Annotated in this window: 16 protein-coding genes; all 16 read left to right on the top strand. The window is 59.8% G+C overall.

What is annotated here, in order from left to right:
• Window positions 1-609: 609 nt before the first annotated feature.
• The 16 genes from mnmG to FHS09_RS11725 all read left to right on the top strand — a co-directional run bounded on the left by mnmG (window position 610) and on the right by FHS09_RS11725 (window position 16565).
• Window positions 610-2499: a tRNA uridine-5-carboxymethylaminomethyl(34) synthesis enzyme MnmG gene (gene mnmG, locus FHS09_RS11650; protein ID WP_183460064.1), complete on the top strand. Its 1890-nt coding sequence runs from the start codon at window positions 610-612 to the stop codon at window positions 2497-2499.
• Between the two features lie 77 nt (window positions 2500-2576).
• Window positions 2577-3227 (top strand): 16S rRNA (guanine(527)-N(7))-methyltransferase RsmG, encoded by a 651-nt coding sequence (gene rsmG / locus FHS09_RS11655; protein ID WP_183460066.1) that lies wholly within the window; start codon window positions 2577-2579, stop codon window positions 3225-3227.
• 55 nt (window positions 3228-3282) lie between these two features.
• Window positions 3283-4089 (top strand): ParA family protein, encoded by an 807-nt coding sequence (locus FHS09_RS11660; protein ID WP_183460069.1) that lies wholly within the window; start codon window positions 3283-3285, stop codon window positions 4087-4089.
• A 12-nt stretch (window positions 4090-4101) separates the two neighbouring features.
• A complete protein-coding gene (locus FHS09_RS11665) occupies window positions 4102-4998 on the top strand; it encodes a ParB/RepB/Spo0J family partition protein (protein WP_183460071.1) in 897 nt (298 codons plus the stop codon).
• A 218-nt stretch (window positions 4999-5216) separates the two neighbouring features.
• Window positions 5217-5591: an ATP synthase subunit I gene (locus FHS09_RS11670; RefSeq protein WP_183460073.1), complete on the top strand. Its 375-nt coding sequence runs from the start codon at window positions 5217-5219 to the stop codon at window positions 5589-5591.
• A 47-nt stretch (window positions 5592-5638) separates the two neighbouring features.
• Window positions 5639-6565: a F0F1 ATP synthase subunit A gene (gene atpB, locus FHS09_RS11675; protein WP_183460075.1), complete on the top strand. Its 927-nt coding sequence runs from the start codon at window positions 5639-5641 to the stop codon at window positions 6563-6565.
• Window positions 6566-6630: 65 nt separating this feature from the next.
• On the top strand, window positions 6631-6876 hold the full coding sequence (atpE, locus tag FHS09_RS11680; RefSeq protein WP_020413895.1) for a F0F1 ATP synthase subunit C: 246 nt from the start codon (window positions 6631-6633) through the stop codon (window positions 6874-6876).
• A 72-nt stretch (window positions 6877-6948) separates the two neighbouring features.
• A complete protein-coding gene (locus FHS09_RS11685) occupies window positions 6949-7419 on the top strand; it encodes a F0F1 ATP synthase subunit B (protein ID WP_183460077.1) in 471 nt (156 codons plus the stop codon).
• 12 nt (window positions 7420-7431) lie between these two features.
• Window positions 7432-7968, top strand: a complete 537-nt coding sequence (locus tag FHS09_RS11690) for a F0F1 ATP synthase subunit delta (RefSeq protein ID WP_183460079.1) — start codon at window positions 7432-7434, stop codon at window positions 7966-7968.
• 42 nt (window positions 7969-8010) lie between these two features.
• Window positions 8011-9555: a F0F1 ATP synthase subunit alpha gene (atpA, locus tag FHS09_RS11695; RefSeq protein ID WP_183460081.1), complete on the top strand. Its 1545-nt coding sequence runs from the start codon at window positions 8011-8013 to the stop codon at window positions 9553-9555.
• Window positions 9556-9659: 104 nt separating this feature from the next.
• Window positions 9660-10520, top strand: a complete 861-nt coding sequence (atpG, locus tag FHS09_RS11700; protein WP_183460083.1) for a F0F1 ATP synthase subunit gamma — start codon at window positions 9660-9662, stop codon at window positions 10518-10520.
• Between the two features lie 60 nt (window positions 10521-10580).
• Window positions 10581-11978, top strand: coding sequence for a F0F1 ATP synthase subunit beta (gene atpD / locus FHS09_RS11705; protein ID WP_183460085.1), 1398 nt, complete (start codon window positions 10581-10583; stop codon window positions 11976-11978).
• A gap of 131 nt (window positions 11979-12109) precedes the next feature.
• A complete protein-coding gene (locus FHS09_RS11710; protein ID WP_183460087.1) occupies window positions 12110-12529 on the top strand; it encodes a F0F1 ATP synthase subunit epsilon in 420 nt (139 codons plus the stop codon).
• A gap of 354 nt (window positions 12530-12883) precedes the next feature.
• Complete coding sequence (locus tag FHS09_RS11715; RefSeq protein WP_183460089.1) at window positions 12884-14272, top strand: DUF1570 domain-containing protein; 1389 nt, start codon at window positions 12884-12886, stop codon at window positions 14270-14272.
• A gap of 187 nt (window positions 14273-14459) precedes the next feature.
• Complete coding sequence (locus tag FHS09_RS11720) at window positions 14460-15617, top strand: NPP1 family protein (RefSeq protein ID WP_183460091.1); 1158 nt, start codon at window positions 14460-14462, stop codon at window positions 15615-15617.
• Between the two features lie 150 nt (window positions 15618-15767).
• Window positions 15768-16565, top strand: coding sequence for a formate/nitrite transporter family protein (locus FHS09_RS11725; RefSeq protein ID WP_183460093.1), 798 nt, complete (start codon window positions 15768-15770; stop codon window positions 16563-16565).
• Window positions 16566-16567 lie beyond the last annotated feature (2 nt).

Genomic DNA, 16567 nt, shown 5'->3' on the forward strand with positions numbered 1-16567 from the left:
AATCGCGCGCCGTCACCCTCAAACTATCCACAGGCTCCTGGCGAACGAAGCCCGCCCCCACCAAACCCACGCGCTGAACACAAAAGTTGCGCACAGCAATCCACAGTCTTATCCAGATGCCCCCACTTGCTCACAGACAACCCACAGGAACTCTCACTACTTTCCAACAATCACCTGGCTTTGCCGGTCTGCTGTGAATAAAAGTGGGTACAACTCCGTCAAAACCTGAGAGCTCGGGCGGGCATAACTTCCTGGGGGAGAAAAACAGGGAAAAGTTATCCCGCCGGTCCACAACCCCCTACCGCGGTTGCCCCCGCTCCGGGGCAGGGGTTATCAGCAGCCTGACATACAGTATAAGCGATTGATTTTATTGATATTTCTTCAGTTATACCGAAAACAGCCCCCCCTAATAACAACAACTAATATAAAACTCTACCAATACAAGATATGTATAAGTTAACTAGTGTATGAATGATAAACAGCAAATAGACGGTTGAAATTTAATCAGAAAGTCGCCGGCCTGCGCTGTTACACTGTTTGCCGCATTCCACCCGCTGGCTATAAAATGTGCGCCCATTTTTACTTGTGCAGGGCCTGGCCTGGAAACCTATGGACTACCCCAAAACCTATGACGTGATCGTGATCGGCGGCGGTCACGCAGGCACCGAAGCCTCGCTCGCGGCCGCGCGTATGGGGGCCTCTACTCTGTTGCTGACCCACAACATAGAGACTCTGGGGCAGATGTCCTGCAATCCGGCCATCGGCGGCATCGGCAAAAGCCATCTGGTGAAAGAGGTGGACGCCCTGGGCGGCGCCATGGCCGAGGCCACCGATCTGGCCGGCATCCAGTTCCGCGTGCTCAATGCGCGCAAGGGGCCGGCGGTGCGCGCCACCCGCGCCCAGGCGGACCGAGCCCTGTACCGGGGCGCGGTCCGCGCGATCCTGGAGCGGCAGGAAAACCTGGAAATCTTCCAGCAGGCAGCGGACGACCTGATTGTGGAGGGCGAGCGGGTCACCGGAGTGGTCACGAACGCCGGCGTGCGCTTCCGTGCCAGGACTGTGGTGATCACCGCGGGGACCTTTCTCGGGGGAAAAATCCATATCGGCCTCGACAGCTACTCCGGCGGTCGCGCCGGGGACCCCCCGTCCATCGCCCTGGCGCAGCGGCTGAGGGAGCTGCCGTTTCGCGTCGAGCGGCTGAAGACAGGTACGCCGCCGCGGATCGATGCCCGCTCGGTGGACTTCTCCGGCCTGGAGGAGCAGTGGGGTGATACCCCCACGCCGGTGATGTCCCACCTGGGCCGCCGCGCCCAGCACCCGCGGCAGGTGTGTTGCTGGATCACCCATACCAACGCGAAGACCCATGAGGTAATCCGCGGGGGGCTGGACCGATCGCCGATGTACTCGGGGGTGATCGAGGGCATTGGCCCCCGCTACTGCCCGTCCATCGAGGACAAGGTGCACCGTTTCGCCGACAAGGACGGCCACCAGGTATTTATCGAGCCGGAGGGGCTGACCACCAACGAGCTTTACCCCAACGGCATCTCCACCAGCCTGCCCTTCGATGTGCAGATTGAACTGGTGCACTCGATCAAAGGTTTTGAAAAGGCGCACATCACCCGCCCAGGTTATGCCATCGAATACGATTTCTTCGATCCGCGGGACCTACTGCCCTCCCTGGAGACCAAATTCATCCAGGGGTTGTTTTTTGCCGGCCAGATCAACGGCACCACCGGCTACGAGGAAGCCGCCGCCCAGGGGCTGTTGGCCGGGGCCAACGCGGCACTCAAGTCACAGCAGCGTGAGGCCTGGGCGCCGCGCCGGGACCAGGCCTATCTGGGCGTGCTGGTGGACGACCTGATCACCAGCGGCACCCGGGAGCCCTACCGCATGTTCACCAGCCGCGCCGAGTACCGGCTGCTGTTGCGCGAGGACAACGCGGACCTGCGCCTCACCGAACTGGGGCGTCAGTTGGGGTTGGTGGGCGATGCCCGCTGGCGGGCCTTCAGCGAAAAGCGCGAGGCCATTGAGCGCGAGGAACAGCGGCTGCGGGAAACCTGGATACACCCGCATACCCCGCAGGCCTCCGCGGTGGAAACCCGACTGCCACAACCGCTGGCACGGGAGTACAGCCTAATGGATCTGCTCCGGCGCCCGGAGCTGGGTTACGCCAATGTGGCAGCCCTCAAGGGCGAGCCGGTGGAGGATGAGCGGGTGGCTGAGCAGGTGGAGATTGCCGCCAAATACGCCGGCTATATCGATCGCCAGCGGGAGGAAATCGAGCGGTTGCGGGCCTACGAGGACACCCCTATTCCGGCGGACTTCGAATACGGCGCGGTCTCCGGCCTGTCCAGCGAGGTGAAGCAAAAGCTGAGCGAGACCCGCCCGGACACCCTGGCGCGGGCATCGCGGATTCCCGGGGTCACCCCGGCGGCGGTGTCGCTGCTGCTGATCCAGCTGAAAAAGCGCGGCCTGCTCACCCGCAAAAAAGCCGTATAACCCCCGTCTTGTGTAGGAGCGGCCGCTCCTACAGGGCAACACGAAACCGAGTTGGAAATTTGACGACCTCACTGCAAATGGAAACTTTCCGCCCCCGCCTGCTCGAAGCCGCTGGGCAGCTGTCGGTGGAGTTGTCCCCGGAGCAGCAGGACAAGTTGCTCCAGTACCTGGAACTCTTCGCGCGCTGGAACGCGGCCTACAACCTGTCGGCCATCCGCGATCCGGCGCAGATGCTTGAGCGCCATATCATCGACAGCCTCAGCGTGGTGAACCTGTGCGGCCACGACGCAAGCTCCCTGATCGATGTAGGTAGCGGCGGCGGCCTGCCGGGAATTCCGCTGGCGATAGTCCACCCCGGGCGCCAGGTCACCCTGCTGGACAGCAATGGCAAGAAGGCACGCTTCCTGTTCCAGGTGGCCAGCCAGTTGCCGCTGGCCAATGTGCAGGTGATCAACGAGCGGGTGGAGGAATTTTCACCGGCGGAGAAGTTCGACGGCGTGGTTTCCCGGGCCTTCGCCTCCCTGGCCGATATGATTGCGGGAAGTGAGCACTTGCTAGCGCCCGGGGGAAAGTTTTACGCTATGAAGGGTCGGTTGCCGCAAGACGAGTTGAGCGCGCTTCCAAAAGGGATTAAGGTCGAGCAGGTGCACCCCCTGTCGGTACCGGGTTGCGATGCGGAGCGCCACCTTATCGTGCTCAGCTGCCCAGCTGGCGACGATCCCGCTTAAAATTTTCCAAGACCAGATATTTGTCAGCCGCTGTTAACAACAGGGAACAATAACCTTGAGCAAGATATTTGCCGTGGCCAACCAGAAAGGCGGTGTGGGCAAGACCACCACCTGCGTCAACTTGGCCGCCTCTCTTGTGGCCAGTCGCCGCCGGGTCCTGCTGATCGACCTGGACCCCCAGGGCAACGCCACCATGGGCAGCGGTGTCGACAAAAACGAACTGCAACTGTCCAGCTATGACGTACTCGTCGCCGGGCTGCCGGCGCGCAAGGCGATTGTGACCACCGCCAGCGGCTACGACCTGATGCCCGCCAACGGCGATCTATCCGCCGCCGAGGTGGAACTGTTGGACATGGACGGGCGCGAGTCCCGCCTGCGCCGCGCGCTGCGCGATCTGAACGGCGACTACGACTACATCGTGGTCGACTGCCCGCCCTCCTTGAACATGCTTACGGTCAACGCCCTCTGTGCCGCCAGCGGCGTGCTGATTCCCATGCAGTGTGAGTACTACGCACTGGAAGGGCTGTCCGCGCTGGTCGACACCATCACCCAGATCCAGCGCGCCGCCAACCCGGAGCTGAAGATCGAGGGCATACTGCGCACCATGTACGACCCGCGCAACAGTCTCACCAGCGATGTGTCCGACCAACTGTCCGAATATTTCGGCGATCGACTCTACCGCACCTGTATCCCGCGCAACGTGCGTCTGGCGGAGGCCCCCAGTTTCGGCAAACCGGCGCTGGAGTACGATCGCCACTCCAAGGGCGCCATCGCCTACCTGGCGCTGGCCGGCGAGATGACCCGCCGCCACGCCGCCAACCGCAATCCCAGTCACAGCGGCCCGGTGGCCGAAGCCGTTTAAGAGGTACACACTATGGCCACCCGGCGCAAAGGTTTGGGCAAGAATCTATCCCATCTGATCAGTGGCGAAGCCAGCCAGGCGATTGCCATGGCCAACGGCGAGGGCGGTGCGGCAAGGGTGGACGGGGAGCTGCGCGAGCTGCCCATCGAATTCCTGCAGCGGGGTCGCTACCAGCCGCGCCGGGACTTCCCCATGGAATCCCTGCTGGAGTTGGCGGACTCTATCCGCGCCCAGGGCATCATGCAGCCCATCGTGGTGCGCCCTATCGGTGAACACAAATACGAGATCATCGCCGGCGAGCGCCGCTGGCGCGCCGCCCAACTGGCGGAACTCGACCGGGTGCCGGCGCTGGTGCGCGAGGTGCCGGACGAAGCCGCCATTGCCATGGCGCTGATCGAGAATATCCAGCGGGAGGACCTGAACCCGGTGGAGGAGGCCGCAGCCCTCAAGCGGCTGCAGGACGAATTCCAACTCACCCAGCAGGAGGTGGCCGAGGCGGTGGGCAAATCCCGCAGTGCGGTGACCAACCTGCTGCGCCTGCTGAGTCTCACCGAGGAGGTGCGCACCTTTCTCGAGCGCGGTGATCTGGAGTTGGGACACGCCAAGGCCCTGCTCGGGCTCGCCGGGGAAACCCAGCGCAGCGCGGCGCGCCAGGTGGTCGACCGTGGGTTGACCGTGCGCCAGACCGAAGCGCTGGTGCGCCGCCTGCAGCAACAGGCGCAGAGCCCTGCTCCCGCCAAAACCGAAGACCCGAATATCCGCCGCCTGGTAGAGCGCCTGTCGGAAAAAGTTGGCGTGCCGGTGTCCATCGACCACAACGACAAGGGCGTGGGCCGGCTGGTACTCAAGTACAGCAGTTTGGACGAACTGGATGGCATACTGGCGCACATGGGGTATTGCGAAGACTGAACCACAAGAATAAATAGCCGCCCGGTTTTCGTGCATAGCATCCCGGTTTGTAAGCGCTCACTATCCCGGCTTCTCGCGGGGAAAAACCCCGAAAATTGACAAAGTTGGCGATATTTGGCGGTTGAACCAGCGATACGGTTGCTCCTATAATTCGCACGCCCAAATCTTGGGCGGACAGCGCACAAAACCTGAGTAACCAGGGCCGGCTTACCCCGCCTATGTACAAACCCCCGGTGTTAGTTATTGCCGCGGTACAGCTGCTGCTGGTATCGCTGGTCAGTGCGGCCCTGCACTTTTGCGGCAAACCGGTGATTGCGCTCTCCGCCTTTATCGGCGGTGTCCTGTGCGCGCTGCCCAACGCCTATTTCGGCTTTCGCGTCTTTCATGGCGAGAGACGCCACAGCGGCGCGCGCGCCGCCGGCCAAGTAGTGGAATCCTTCTACCACGCGGAGACGGGCAAGTTTGTCCTGACCCTGGTAGGGTTTGCCGCGGTGTTTGCCGCGGTCCGGCCGCTGAACGCGGCCACAGTGTTTATCAGCTATGGCCTCTGCCTGCTTGTGCAGTGGCTATTGGCGGCGCGCTTGGTGAAATAAAGCGGGCGCAACGGAAAAGACAATTTACGAACGAGTGCTGAGGACCTATGGCAGTCGAAGCTCAAACCGCGACGGATTATATCCAACACCACCTGCAGAACATGGCTTACGGCAAGCTGCCCGCGGGCTATACCCGCGCCGACGGCACCGTTCTCAGTGAGAGCACCTGGACTCTCGCCCACTCCACCCAGGAAGCCGCGGACATGGGCTTCTGGGCGGTCCACCTGGACACCCTGGGCTGGTCCATCGGCCTGGGCCTGGTGTTCTGCTTCCTGTTTTCCTATGCGGCGAGAAAGGCCACTGCCGGTGTGCCCCACGGGCTGCAGAGCTTTGTCGAGCTGGTTACCGGCTTTATCGACAGCCTGGTGAAGGAAACCTTCCCCCATCGCAACAGCATGGTCGCCCCCATGGCGCTGACCATTTTCGTGTGGGTCTTTCTGATGAACCTGATGGACCTGGTCCCGGTGGACTGGCTGCCCAGGGCCGCGGCCGGCGTGTCCGGCAACCCGCACCTGTTCTTTAAGGTGGTTCCCACCACCGATCCCAACGCCACCCTGGGCATGGCGCTGGCGGTATTCGCACTGATGATTTTCTTCAGCGTCAGGGAAAAGGGAATCCTGGGCTTTATCAAGGAATTGACTCTGCACCCCTTCCACACCGGCAAGTGGTATTTCGACCTGCTGCTGATTCCGTTCAACTTCCTGCTGGAAGTGGTCTCCCTGGTGGCCAAGCCCATCTCCCTGGGCCTGCGTCTGTTCGGCAACCTCTACGCCGGTGAGATGATCTTTATCCTGATCGCCATCGTCTTCGGCGTGGGCGTGCTGGGCTTCGCGGGCGCGATGCTGATGCATATGGGCTGGGCAATTTTCCACGTTCTGGTGATCACCCTGCAGGCGTTCGTGTTCATGGTGCTGACCACGGTGTATATGGCGATGGCCCACCACCGGGACGAAGAGCACGAACACGACCAGTAATTTTTTGATAGTTCACTTTTTACACAACCTTTAAAACAACTCTTAACTTTTAGATGGAGAACACAATGGAAGCACTTGGTCTGGTTTACATCGCGAGCGCACTGCTGATCGGTCTGGGCGCACTGGGTACCGCCATCGGTTTCGGCACCCTGGGCGGCAAGCTGCTGGAAGGCTCGGCTCGCCAGCCGGAACAGGCTCCGGCACTGCAGGGCAAAATGTTCCTGATGGCGGGCCTGTTGGACGCCGTTCCGATGATCGGTGTGGGTATCGCCATGTACCTGATCTTCGCCGTCGCTCCTGGTCTGGTGTAATTCCATCGTTCCAATTGCCCTTAACCCCCAAAGTTCTTTTTTGATAAAGAGCAAAGAGCAAGAGGTGTCGGTGTGAATATCAACCTGACTCTAATCGGCCAGTCGATCACTTTCCTGGCCTTCGTATGGTTCTGCTGGAGGTTCGTATGGCCTCCGCTGCTCGGCGTGATGCAGGAGCGCGAGCAGAAGATCGCCACCGGCCTGGAAGAGGCCGAGCGCGCGGGCAAAGACCTGGAGCTGGCGCGGCGCAAGGCCGCCGACCAACTCAAGGAAGCCAAAGAGCAGGCGGCGGAAATAATCGAGGGCGCCAACCGGCGCGCCAACCAGATTATCGACGAAGCCAAGCAGGCTGCGCACGCGGAGGGAGATCGCCTGAAGGTCGCGGCGAAAGCCGAGATCGAACAGGAACTGAACCGTGCCAAGGAGCAGCTGCGCAGCCGTGTGGCCGCCCTGTCTATCGCCGGCGCGGAGAAAATTCTCTCGGTCAATGTCGATGCCAAGGCACACGATGATCTGATCGACCAACTGGCAGCCGAGCTGTAAGCGAGGAACCCCATGGCGGAACTCAGCACACTGGCCCGGCCTTACGCCAAAGCGGCGTTCAGTTACGCGCAGCAAGCCTCCGACCTCGGCGGTTGGAGCTCGCTGCTCGCCACTGCGGCCGCGGTCAGCCAGAGCGAGAAAGTGCGCGAGCTGCTGGACAACCCGCAGCTCACCGGCGATCAGCGCGCGGACAAATTCCTGTCGATCTGTTCAGACGACCTCGACGAGCCCGGAAAGAACTTTATCCGGCTGCTGGCGGAAAATCACCGCCTGCAACTGCTGCCGGAAATTTCCGCGCTGTTCGAGGAGCTGAAGGCGCAGGCGGAGGCCACCCTTGAAGTGGAAGTCGTCTCCGCGCGCTCCCTCAGCGATGCCCAGGCGCAGAAACTGACCCGGGCGCTCAGCGCGAAATTTGAACGCGAGGTGCATCTGCACAGCTCGGTGGACGAAAGCCTGCTGGGAGGCGCGATTGTGCGCGCCGGTGACACAGTGATCGACGGCACAGTGCGCGGCCGTCTGGCCAAACTCGCCGAGGCAATAAACTCCTAATTTAATTTTCCGGCCCGAGCCGGAAAATCCGAGGAACAGAGCATGCAGCAACTGAATCCCTCTGAGATCAGTGAAATTATCAAGAGCCGCATCGACAGTCTCGATGTGGCCACCCAGGCCCAGAACGAGGGCACCATCGTATCCGTATCCGACGGCATCATCCGCATCCACGGCCTGGCCGAGGTGATGTACGGCGAGATGATCGAGTTCGAGGGCGGCGTCTACGGTATGGCGCTGAACCTGGAGCGCGATTCCGTGGGCGCGGTAATCCTGGGCGATTACAAATCCCTGGCGGAAGGCCAGAAGTGCCGCTGCACCGGCCGTATTCTGGAGACCCCGGTGGGTCCGGAACTGCTGGGCCGCGTGGTGGACGCCCTGGGCAACCCGATTGACGGCAAGGGTCCGCTGAACAACAAACTGACCGACGCGGTGGAAAAGGTGGCGCCCGGCGTTATCGCTCGCCAGTCCGTTGACCAGCCGGTACAGACCGGCCTGAAAGCGGTGGATACCATGATCCCGATCGGCCGCGGCCAGCGCGAGCTGATCATCGGTGACCGCCAGATCGGTAAGACCGCGGTTGCGATCGACGCCATCATCAACCAGAAAGGCACCGGCATTAAGTGTATCTACGTTGCCGTGGGCCAGAAGCAATCCTCCATCGCCAACGTGGTGCGCAAGCTGGAAGAGCACGGCGCCATGGACCACACCATCGTGGTTGCCGCCGGCGCCGCCGACCCGGCTGCGATGCAGTTCCTGGCTCCCTATGTCGGCTGCACCATGGGCGAGTACTTCCGCGACCGCGGTGAAGATGCCCTGATCATCTACGACGACCTGACCAAGCAGGCCTGGGCCTACCGCCAGATCTCCCTGCTGCTGAAGCGCCCGCCGGGCCGCGAAGCCTACCCCGGTGACGTCTTCTACCTGCACTCCCGCCTGCTGGAGCGCGCTGCGCGTGTCAACGCCGACTACGTGGAGAAGTTCACCAACGGTGAAGTGAAAGGCAAGACCGGCTCCCTGACCGCGCTGCCGATCATCGAGACCCAGGCCGGCGACGTTTCCGCGTTTGTACCCACCAACGTGATTTCCATTACCGACGGCCAGATCTTCCTCGAGACGGATCTGTTCAACGCCGGTGTACGCCCGGCCATCAACCCGGGTATCTCCGTATCCCGGGTGGGCGGTGCCGCGCAGACCAAGGTGATCAAAAAGCTGTCCGGCGGCATCCGTACCGCTCTCGCCCAGTACCGCGAGCTGGCGGCCTTCTCCCAGTTCGCCTCGGACTTGGATGAGGCCACCAAGGCCCAGCTGGACCACGGCGCGCGTATTACCGAACTGATGAAGCAGAAACAGTACACCCCACTGTCCATCGCCGAGATGGCTGTGTCTGTTTACGCCGCCGACAAGGGTTACCTGAAAGACGTGGAAGTGGCCAAGGTGCTCGACTTCGAATCCGCCCTGCTCTCCTACATGAACAGCGAACACGCAGAGCTGATGGAGAAAGTGAACAGCAGCGGCGACTACAACGACGAAATCGAAAGCGGCTTCAAGGCGGCGATCGAGAAATTCGTCGCCACCGGCAGTTGGTAATCATTTTCCCTCCCCTCTCCCATGCGGGTGAGGGCACACATCTCCTCCCCTCTCCCGCTTGCGGGAGAGGGGCCGGGGGAGAGGGCAAAAAAAGGTAAATCACTATGGCAGGCGGAAAAGAAGTACGCACAAAAATTGCCAGCATCAAGAGCACGCAGAAAATTACCTCCGCGATGGAAATGGTCGCGGCGAGTAAGATGCGCAAGGCTCAGGATCGCATGGCACTGGGGCGTCCCTACGCCCAGCGCATACGCTCGGTGATCGGCCACGTCGCCAACGCCTCGACCGAATACCAGCATATCTACCTGCAGGAGCGCGAGACTGTGCGGGTCGGTTACATCCTGGTATCCACAGACCGCGGGCTCTGCGGCGGCCTGAACATCAACATGTTCAAGGCGGCCATTCGCGATATGCAGGCCTGGTCGGCAAAAGGCGCCGAAGTGGAAATCTGCGCGGTGGGCAACAAGGCGGCCGCTTTCTTCAACGCCATCGGCGGCACCGTGGTCGCCGCCCTGCGCGACCTGGGCGATGAGCCCCAGGCCAACAAACTGGTGGGCTCGGTCAAGGTAATGCTGGACCGCTTCGCGGAGGGCGATATCGACCGCCTCTTCCTGGTGTCCAACGAGTTCGTCAACACCATGTCGCAGAAGCCGCGGGTACGGCAGTTGCTGCCCCTACCCAAGGCCGAGGACGAAGAACTCAAGCACGAGTGGGACTACCTCTACGAGCCGGACCCGAAAGAACTGCTGGACGGATTGCTGGCGCGTTATATCGAGTCCCAGGTGTACCAGGCTGTGGTGGAGAACAAGGCCTGCGAGCAGGCCGCGCGCATGATCGCAATGAAGAGCGCCACCGACAACGCCGGCGAGCTGATCGACGCGCTGCAGCTTGTGTACAACAAGGCGCGCCAGGCGGCCATCACCCAGGAGCTGTCCGAGATTGTGGGCGGCGCCGCAGCGGTCTGACCCTGATATTCGCAGGCGAACGGGCTGCCGAAGACAGAATTTAAAGTTGAGGATCCGGAAATGAGTAACGGGCAAATTGTGCAAGTTATCGGAGCGGTAATCGACGTGGAATTTCCACGCGACTCCGTGCCGAACGTTTACGACGCACTGGTGGTGGAAGACAAGAATCTCACCATGGAAGTGCAGCAGCAGTTGGGCGACGGCGTGGTTCGCGCCATCGCCATGGGTTCCTCCGAGGGCGTGCGCCGCGGCCTGCCGGTAAAAAATACCGGCGCCCCGGTTTCCGTGCCGGTGGGCCACGAAACCCTGGGCCGCATCATGGACGTACTCGGCAACCCCATCGACGAGTGCGGGCCGATCGGTGAAAAGGAAAGAATGTCCATCCACCGCGCAGCCCCCACCTATGAAGAGCAGTCCAGCTCCACCGAACTGCTGGAAACCGGCATCAAGGTGATCGACCTGGTTTGTCCGTTTGCCAAAGGCGGTAAAGTGGGCCTGTTCGGCGGCGCCGGCGTGGGCAAGACCGTCAACATGATGGAATTGATCAACAATATCGCCACCGAGCACTCCGGCCTGTCCGTATTCGCCGGCGTGGGCGAGCGCACCCGTGAAGGTAACGACTTCTACCACGAGATGCAGGAAGCCAACGTAGTCAACGTTGAGGACTTCGGCAAATCCAAGGTGGCGATGGTCTACGGCCAGATGAACGAGCCGCCCGGCAACCGCCTGCGCGTCGCCCTGACCGGCCTGACCATGGCGGAGAAATTCCGCGACGAGGGTCGCGACGTACTGCTGTTCGTCGACAACATCTACCGCTACACCCTGGCCGGTACCGAAGTATCCGCCCTGCTCGGCCGTATGCCGTCTGCGGTGGGTTACCAGCCGACCCTGGCGGAGGAGATGGGTGTTCTGCAGGAGCGTATCACCTCCACCAAGACCGGCTCCATCACCTCCATCCAGGCGGTTTACGTACCGGCGGACGACCTCACCGACCCGTCCCCGGCCACCACCTTTGCCCACCTGGACTCCACTGTGGTACTGAGCCGCGACATCGCCGCCAAGGGTATCTACCCGGCCGTTGACCCGCTGGATTCAACTTCCCGCCAACTGGACCCGCTGGTAATCGGGCAGGAGCACTACGAAGTGGCCCGCGGCGTGCAGTCCGTACTGCAGCGCTACAAGGAGCTGAAGGACATCATCGCCATCCTGGGGATGGACGAACTGTCCGAGGACGACAAGCAGACAGTGGCCCGCGCCCGTAAGATCGAGCGCTTCCTGTCCCAGCCGTTCCACGTGGCGGAAGTATTCACCGGAGCGCCGGGCAAATACGTATCCCTCAAGGAGACCATCCGCGGCTTCCTGGGCATTCTCAATGGCGACTACGACCACCTGCCGGAACAGGCCTTCTACATGGTCGGCACCATCGACGAAGCGGTGGAAAAAGCCAATAAGAAGTAGGAGCCTTCCTGCAGGCGAACTGTGAGTAACTCTGGACCCCCTCTTCCGGGCACGGGAGAGGGCATGTAGGAGCGGCCCATGGCCGCGATCGAATTTGTTCAGAGCCTAAAACCAGAGAATGAGGTAGCCTGATGGCTATGACTATACATTGCGACATAGTAAGCGCCGAGCAATCCCTCTTCTCCGGCCTGGTGGAGATGGTGGTTGTCAGCGGTATCGAAGGAGAGCTGGGCATCTCCTACGGCCACGCGCAACTGCTCACCGCGCTCAAACCGGGACCGGTGCGCATCATCAAGAAAGGTGGTGAAGAGGAAGTGCTGTTCGTCAGCGGCGGCTACGCCGAGGTCCAGCCGGGCACCGTCACCATCCTCGCGGATATCGCCGAGCGTGAAATCGACGAGGAAGCCGCCCAAAAGGCCCGCGAAGAAGCGGCCCACGCCCTGCACAAAGCTCCCTCGGAAATCGACTACGCCCGCATCTCCGCCCAACTGGCCGAAGCCGAAGCCCGCCTGCGCACCCTGCAGGCAATCCGCAAGGCCGCCGGTAAGTAACCCGGGACCGCGGAGCTTTTTTTGAGCGCTGAAGGCTCCAGCTCCGCATGCGTGCCAGAGGCCCGCCGTAGGAGAGCCTGCTTGCAGGCAATTAAAAGCAGCTTCGGCTGCTTTTTTTGTACCTGAAGGTACACCTTTATTTGAGTGGGTGCTGGTCATGGGCCCCCAATAGCAACCCGTTGAGTTTCAATAAAAAGAATAGGTCCGTCCATGAGCTGCAAAAGTTCTCTCAGAAGCCTCCTCACTTCCCTTATATTGCTTTCGGCCTTCTTTCCTCCCCTCGCCGCGGCCAGAGATTGGCACGAATATCGGTCTGAGTACTTTACTGTTTATTCTGATGCTTCTGAGAAGCGGGTGAGCAACCTGCTTCGGGATATGGAGAGGTTTCGCCAAGCGGTTCTTTTTGTCACCAGACAGGAAGTCACGCTGGAAAATCAGCGCTTGCAGGTTTTCTATTTCAACAGCTCCAGGCAATTCAAGGAATTTGTCGGAAAAGACCATATTGCAGGCATTTATACTGATACCTGGGAAGGGCCGTTGATTTTCGCAAAAGCGAACGTCGGGAGTCTTTCGGATGGCGGAGTGACCTTTCATGAATATGTGCATCACCTTATGCGCCAGCGCGGTCAGTCCACCTACCCCAAGTGGTTTTCAGAGGGCTTTGCCGAGTTTCTCGCCAGTGCCAGGCTTACGAAAGATGGCGTGTGGATAGGGGAAGTGCCCAAGTGGAGATTGTATGCCTTCAGTGGCAAGGGAGCCGGCTCAAGGCCGCTGCCCCTTCGGGAAATACTGAAACCGGATACTGAAAATTACAGCCCCCTCTACGCCAACAGCTATTACGCGGGGGCCTGGCTCCTCACCCACTATCTGCAGTTTGGAGCGGGTTACGCAGGAAAATCCTACGATCAGGAAACCAGCAATTACTTCCATGCCCTTAAAAATGGCGAAGATCCATTGAAAGCTTTTGAAGAACATTACGGTAAATCCTTGGATGAAATGCAGGCGGAGCTGAACCGGTATGCGCGGGGCCAGTTGCGCAGCCGCAAGGTGACTATCCCCGAGTACCAAGAGGGTATTCAAACGCGCAAGCTGAGCAACAACGAACGGAATTTTCTACTGGGGGAAAAGGCGTGGACCCTGGACAATGGTGAACTGGCGGAGGAATACCTGAATAAAGCCGATAAGAAATCCGCTGGCTGGCAGGAAAACTACGCCCTGTTGGCAGAAATCAAACTCCGTACCGGAGACGAGCCGGCCGCCGCACGAATGGCGGATATAACCAAATCGGCCAAGATTGAAGACTACCGCACAGCAGCCAATCTCGCGCTTTACTATGCGGGAAAACTGCATGCGAAGAAAAAGGCTAGTGAGTGGGATGACATCCTCTATCGAGGGGCTGTGCAGAACGCAAAGGCCGCGATTGAGATGAACCCCGCGCACCTGCCCGGTTATCGCGCTCTTTGGATAGCACAGCAGTTGAACGGTGAGCGCTTGGAGGCATTCAAAACCATGATGGCCGCCTATCAGCGTGAGCCGGGCAACCTGTTCCTCAATACCAAACTCGGCTTTTACTTGGAATCTATCGACAGAGCCGATCTGGCCCGGCCTTTCCTGGAAAATGTGGTGGCCTGGAGTCATTCCGGAGAACAGCGCTCTAGGGCGAAGAAAATTCTGGATTCCCTGGAAGCCGAAGCCTCGCCCTACGATTCCGAGGAGGAGGCCGGGGAGAAGAAGTCCGGTTGAGACCTGGTGTTGCTCCGCGCTCGTTGTTACATTGTGGCTTGCGATAAATTAAGGGTACGTAGTAGGCTGCCTCACTGTTTTTAAAATGTAATGGAGATTTACATTTACTGTTATCTCTTTAACATACTCCCTCTCTACCATAAAAAGCCTGTCTGCCGCTCAAGCTTATCTACAGGGAGGGATCTTTATGAGCTTCAACAGGGCCTTTTCTGCACTGCTTTTTGGTGCCACCATCGCTGTACCGACCCACGCCAGCGACTTTGCAAAACTGGACAAAGCCTTGCCCACAGAGGTCGATGTCGTCTCCATTGCCCCGGTATTCGACTTCGACACCGACGGCTGCCTGCCGAGCGCCGGGATCAGCCGCGACGGACAGCAAAATGGTGGCCTGAAACCCACGGGTAGCATTACCGGGGACTGTCGGTCAGGCAATTTTCTCGATACCTCCAACACCGTCCATCGTTATGTCTGTACGGAAAGCGGCGGCGCCACTTACTGTGGCCACTTCTATGCGCTGTATTTTGAAAAAGACCAGATACTCGACGGCATCAAAAGCGGGCACCGCCACGACTGGGAGTACGTCGCGGTCTGGACCACCAATGGCATGGTAACCCACGGAAGCTACAGTGCTCATGGAGAGCTGACCACTGCTCCCGCCTTCCAATTGCCATTTGAAAACGGCCATCTGAAAATCGTCTACCACAAAGACGGAATCGGCACCCACGCCTTACGCTTCGCCAAGGACAACGAATATGCGGAAAACCCCTACGGCGCTTTTGTGACCCCCGAGATTGTCAGCTGGTACCAGTTTTACGGCGATGGCCTGGACAACAGGGAGATGCGCAACCGCTTGAACGGATTCGACTATGGATCGGCCAACCTCCCGGTAAGAAACAGCTCTTTCCTCAGGGATATAAACCGATACCGGCCATCGGGATATCCAGAAGTTAACGAATATGTCCAACTGGTGAACAATGCTTCCGATCTGTGCCTGGATATTACCAGCGGCACAATGGAGTCCGGCACCGATGTCCATCAGTGGTACTGCAATGGCAGCAATTGGCAGAAATGGAGCTACGATGCTGACACCGGAGAGATCCGCAGCAAGCACGACTCGGATTACTGCCTGGACAACGGCGGTGTCTTTGAAAATGGCGCCAACCTGATTATCTGGGCCTGCAACGGCAATGATCACCAGCGTTTCACACTGAATGACAATGGCTCTATCGCCATGCGCGCCGCGGCACAGCAGGTGATTGACGGCTACGGAACTTATCCCGGTGACAACGTCGGGACCTGGTCGGACTGGGGCGGCAGCAATCAACGCTGGACGATGGTCCCCTGATCCCGCCGGGAAACTTGACCTGCGGAATAAATTCCGCGCCTTATGGAAAGGTCTACTACCGGCCTTTATCTCATTGCCAGCCCCACAGAGCTAACCTTTGATAAACCGGCGGCCCCCCCGCCGGGGTGTCTTTGGAGGCGGGTGGCAACCATGTCCAGCGAATCCGATAAGCCGAAAAAAGACCGGGAAATTCTGCAGGAGCAGATGGAGGCCAGTCTGCATGAGTACGAGCGGGACAACCGGTCGTTGTTCCTATCGTCTATTGCTGCGGGGCTGGAGATAGGGTTCAGTTTCTTTCTGATGGCGGCTTTCTATACGCATTTTTACACGCAGGTAGATAGAGAGATGCTGTACTTTATCACCTCGCTCAGCTACCCGATCGGCTTTGTGATGGTGATTATCGGCCGTTCCGACCTCTTCACCGAGCACACCACCCTCGCGATTCTCCCGGTGTTGGATGGTCGGCAGCGCTGGCGCAGCCTTGGGCGTATCTGGTCGGTGATTTACGCCGGCAATATGCTGGGGGCGATGATTTTCAGCCTGATTTTCGTACGTTTTGTGGCGCTCAGTCAACATATCGACGGCGGTGTTTTCGATTACTACGAAGCCAAAATGGTCGTCGACAGCGACTCCGGTATGTTTCTCGGCGCCATTTTTGCGGGATGGCTGATGGGATTGCTGGGTTGGGTTGTCACCTCCTCCTCCGATACCATCGGCCGCATAGTGGTGATCAGCGTAATCACCTTTCTAATCGGCTTTGGCGGCCTGGCGCACTGCATAGCCGGCGCGGTGGCCATTTTCAGTGCCTGGTTCGGCACCGAAGGCGGTGTTGGTATTGTCGGCATCCTCCGGTTCCTGGGCCTTGCGACTCTCGGCAATATCGTCGGTGGCTCGATTTTCGTTGGCCTGCTGAAATACGGCTATATCGCTACTTCCAAACAGCGGTGAGC

The organism is Microbulbifer rhizosphaerae, assembly GCF_014191725.1.
GTDB classification, from domain to species: domain Bacteria; phylum Pseudomonadota; class Gammaproteobacteria; order Pseudomonadales; family Cellvibrionaceae; genus Microbulbifer; species Microbulbifer rhizosphaerae.

What these genes read in the sequence shown, in the direction of transcription:
- FHS09_RS11720 (WP_183460091.1), top strand. Translation starts at nt 14,460, where the DNA reads ATGAGCTTCAACAGGGCCTTTTCTGCACTGCTTTTTGGTGCCACCATC.
- atpE (WP_020413895.1), top strand. Translation starts at nt 6,631, where the DNA reads ATGGAAGCACTTGGTCTGGTTTACATCGCGAGCGCACTGCTGATCGGT.
- rsmG (WP_183460066.1), top strand. Translation starts at nt 2,577, where the DNA reads ATGGAAACTTTCCGCCCCCGCCTGCTCGAAGCCGCTGGGCAGCTGTCG.
- atpB (WP_183460075.1), top strand. Translation starts at nt 5,639, where the DNA reads ATGGCAGTCGAAGCTCAAACCGCGACGGATTATATCCAACACCACCTG.
- mnmG (WP_183460064.1), top strand. Translation starts at nt 610, where the DNA reads ATGGACTACCCCAAAACCTATGACGTGATCGTGATCGGCGGCGGTCAC.
- FHS09_RS11665 (WP_183460071.1), top strand. Translation starts at nt 4,102, where the DNA reads ATGGCCACCCGGCGCAAAGGTTTGGGCAAGAATCTATCCCATCTGATC.
- FHS09_RS11710 (WP_183460087.1), top strand. Translation starts at nt 12,110, where the DNA reads ATGGCTATGACTATACATTGCGACATAGTAAGCGCCGAGCAATCCCTC.
- atpG (WP_183460083.1), top strand. Translation starts at nt 9,660, where the DNA reads ATGGCAGGCGGAAAAGAAGTACGCACAAAAATTGCCAGCATCAAGAGC.
- atpD (WP_183460085.1), top strand. Translation starts at nt 10,581, where the DNA reads ATGAGTAACGGGCAAATTGTGCAAGTTATCGGAGCGGTAATCGACGTG.
- FHS09_RS11725 (WP_183460093.1), top strand. Translation starts at nt 15,768, where the DNA reads ATGTCCAGCGAATCCGATAAGCCGAAAAAAGACCGGGAAATTCTGCAG.
- atpA (WP_183460081.1), top strand. Translation starts at nt 8,011, where the DNA reads ATGCAGCAACTGAATCCCTCTGAGATCAGTGAAATTATCAAGAGCCGC.
- FHS09_RS11670 (WP_183460073.1), top strand. Translation starts at nt 5,217, where the DNA reads ATGTACAAACCCCCGGTGTTAGTTATTGCCGCGGTACAGCTGCTGCTG.
- FHS09_RS11690 (WP_183460079.1), top strand. Translation starts at nt 7,432, where the DNA reads ATGGCGGAACTCAGCACACTGGCCCGGCCTTACGCCAAAGCGGCGTTC.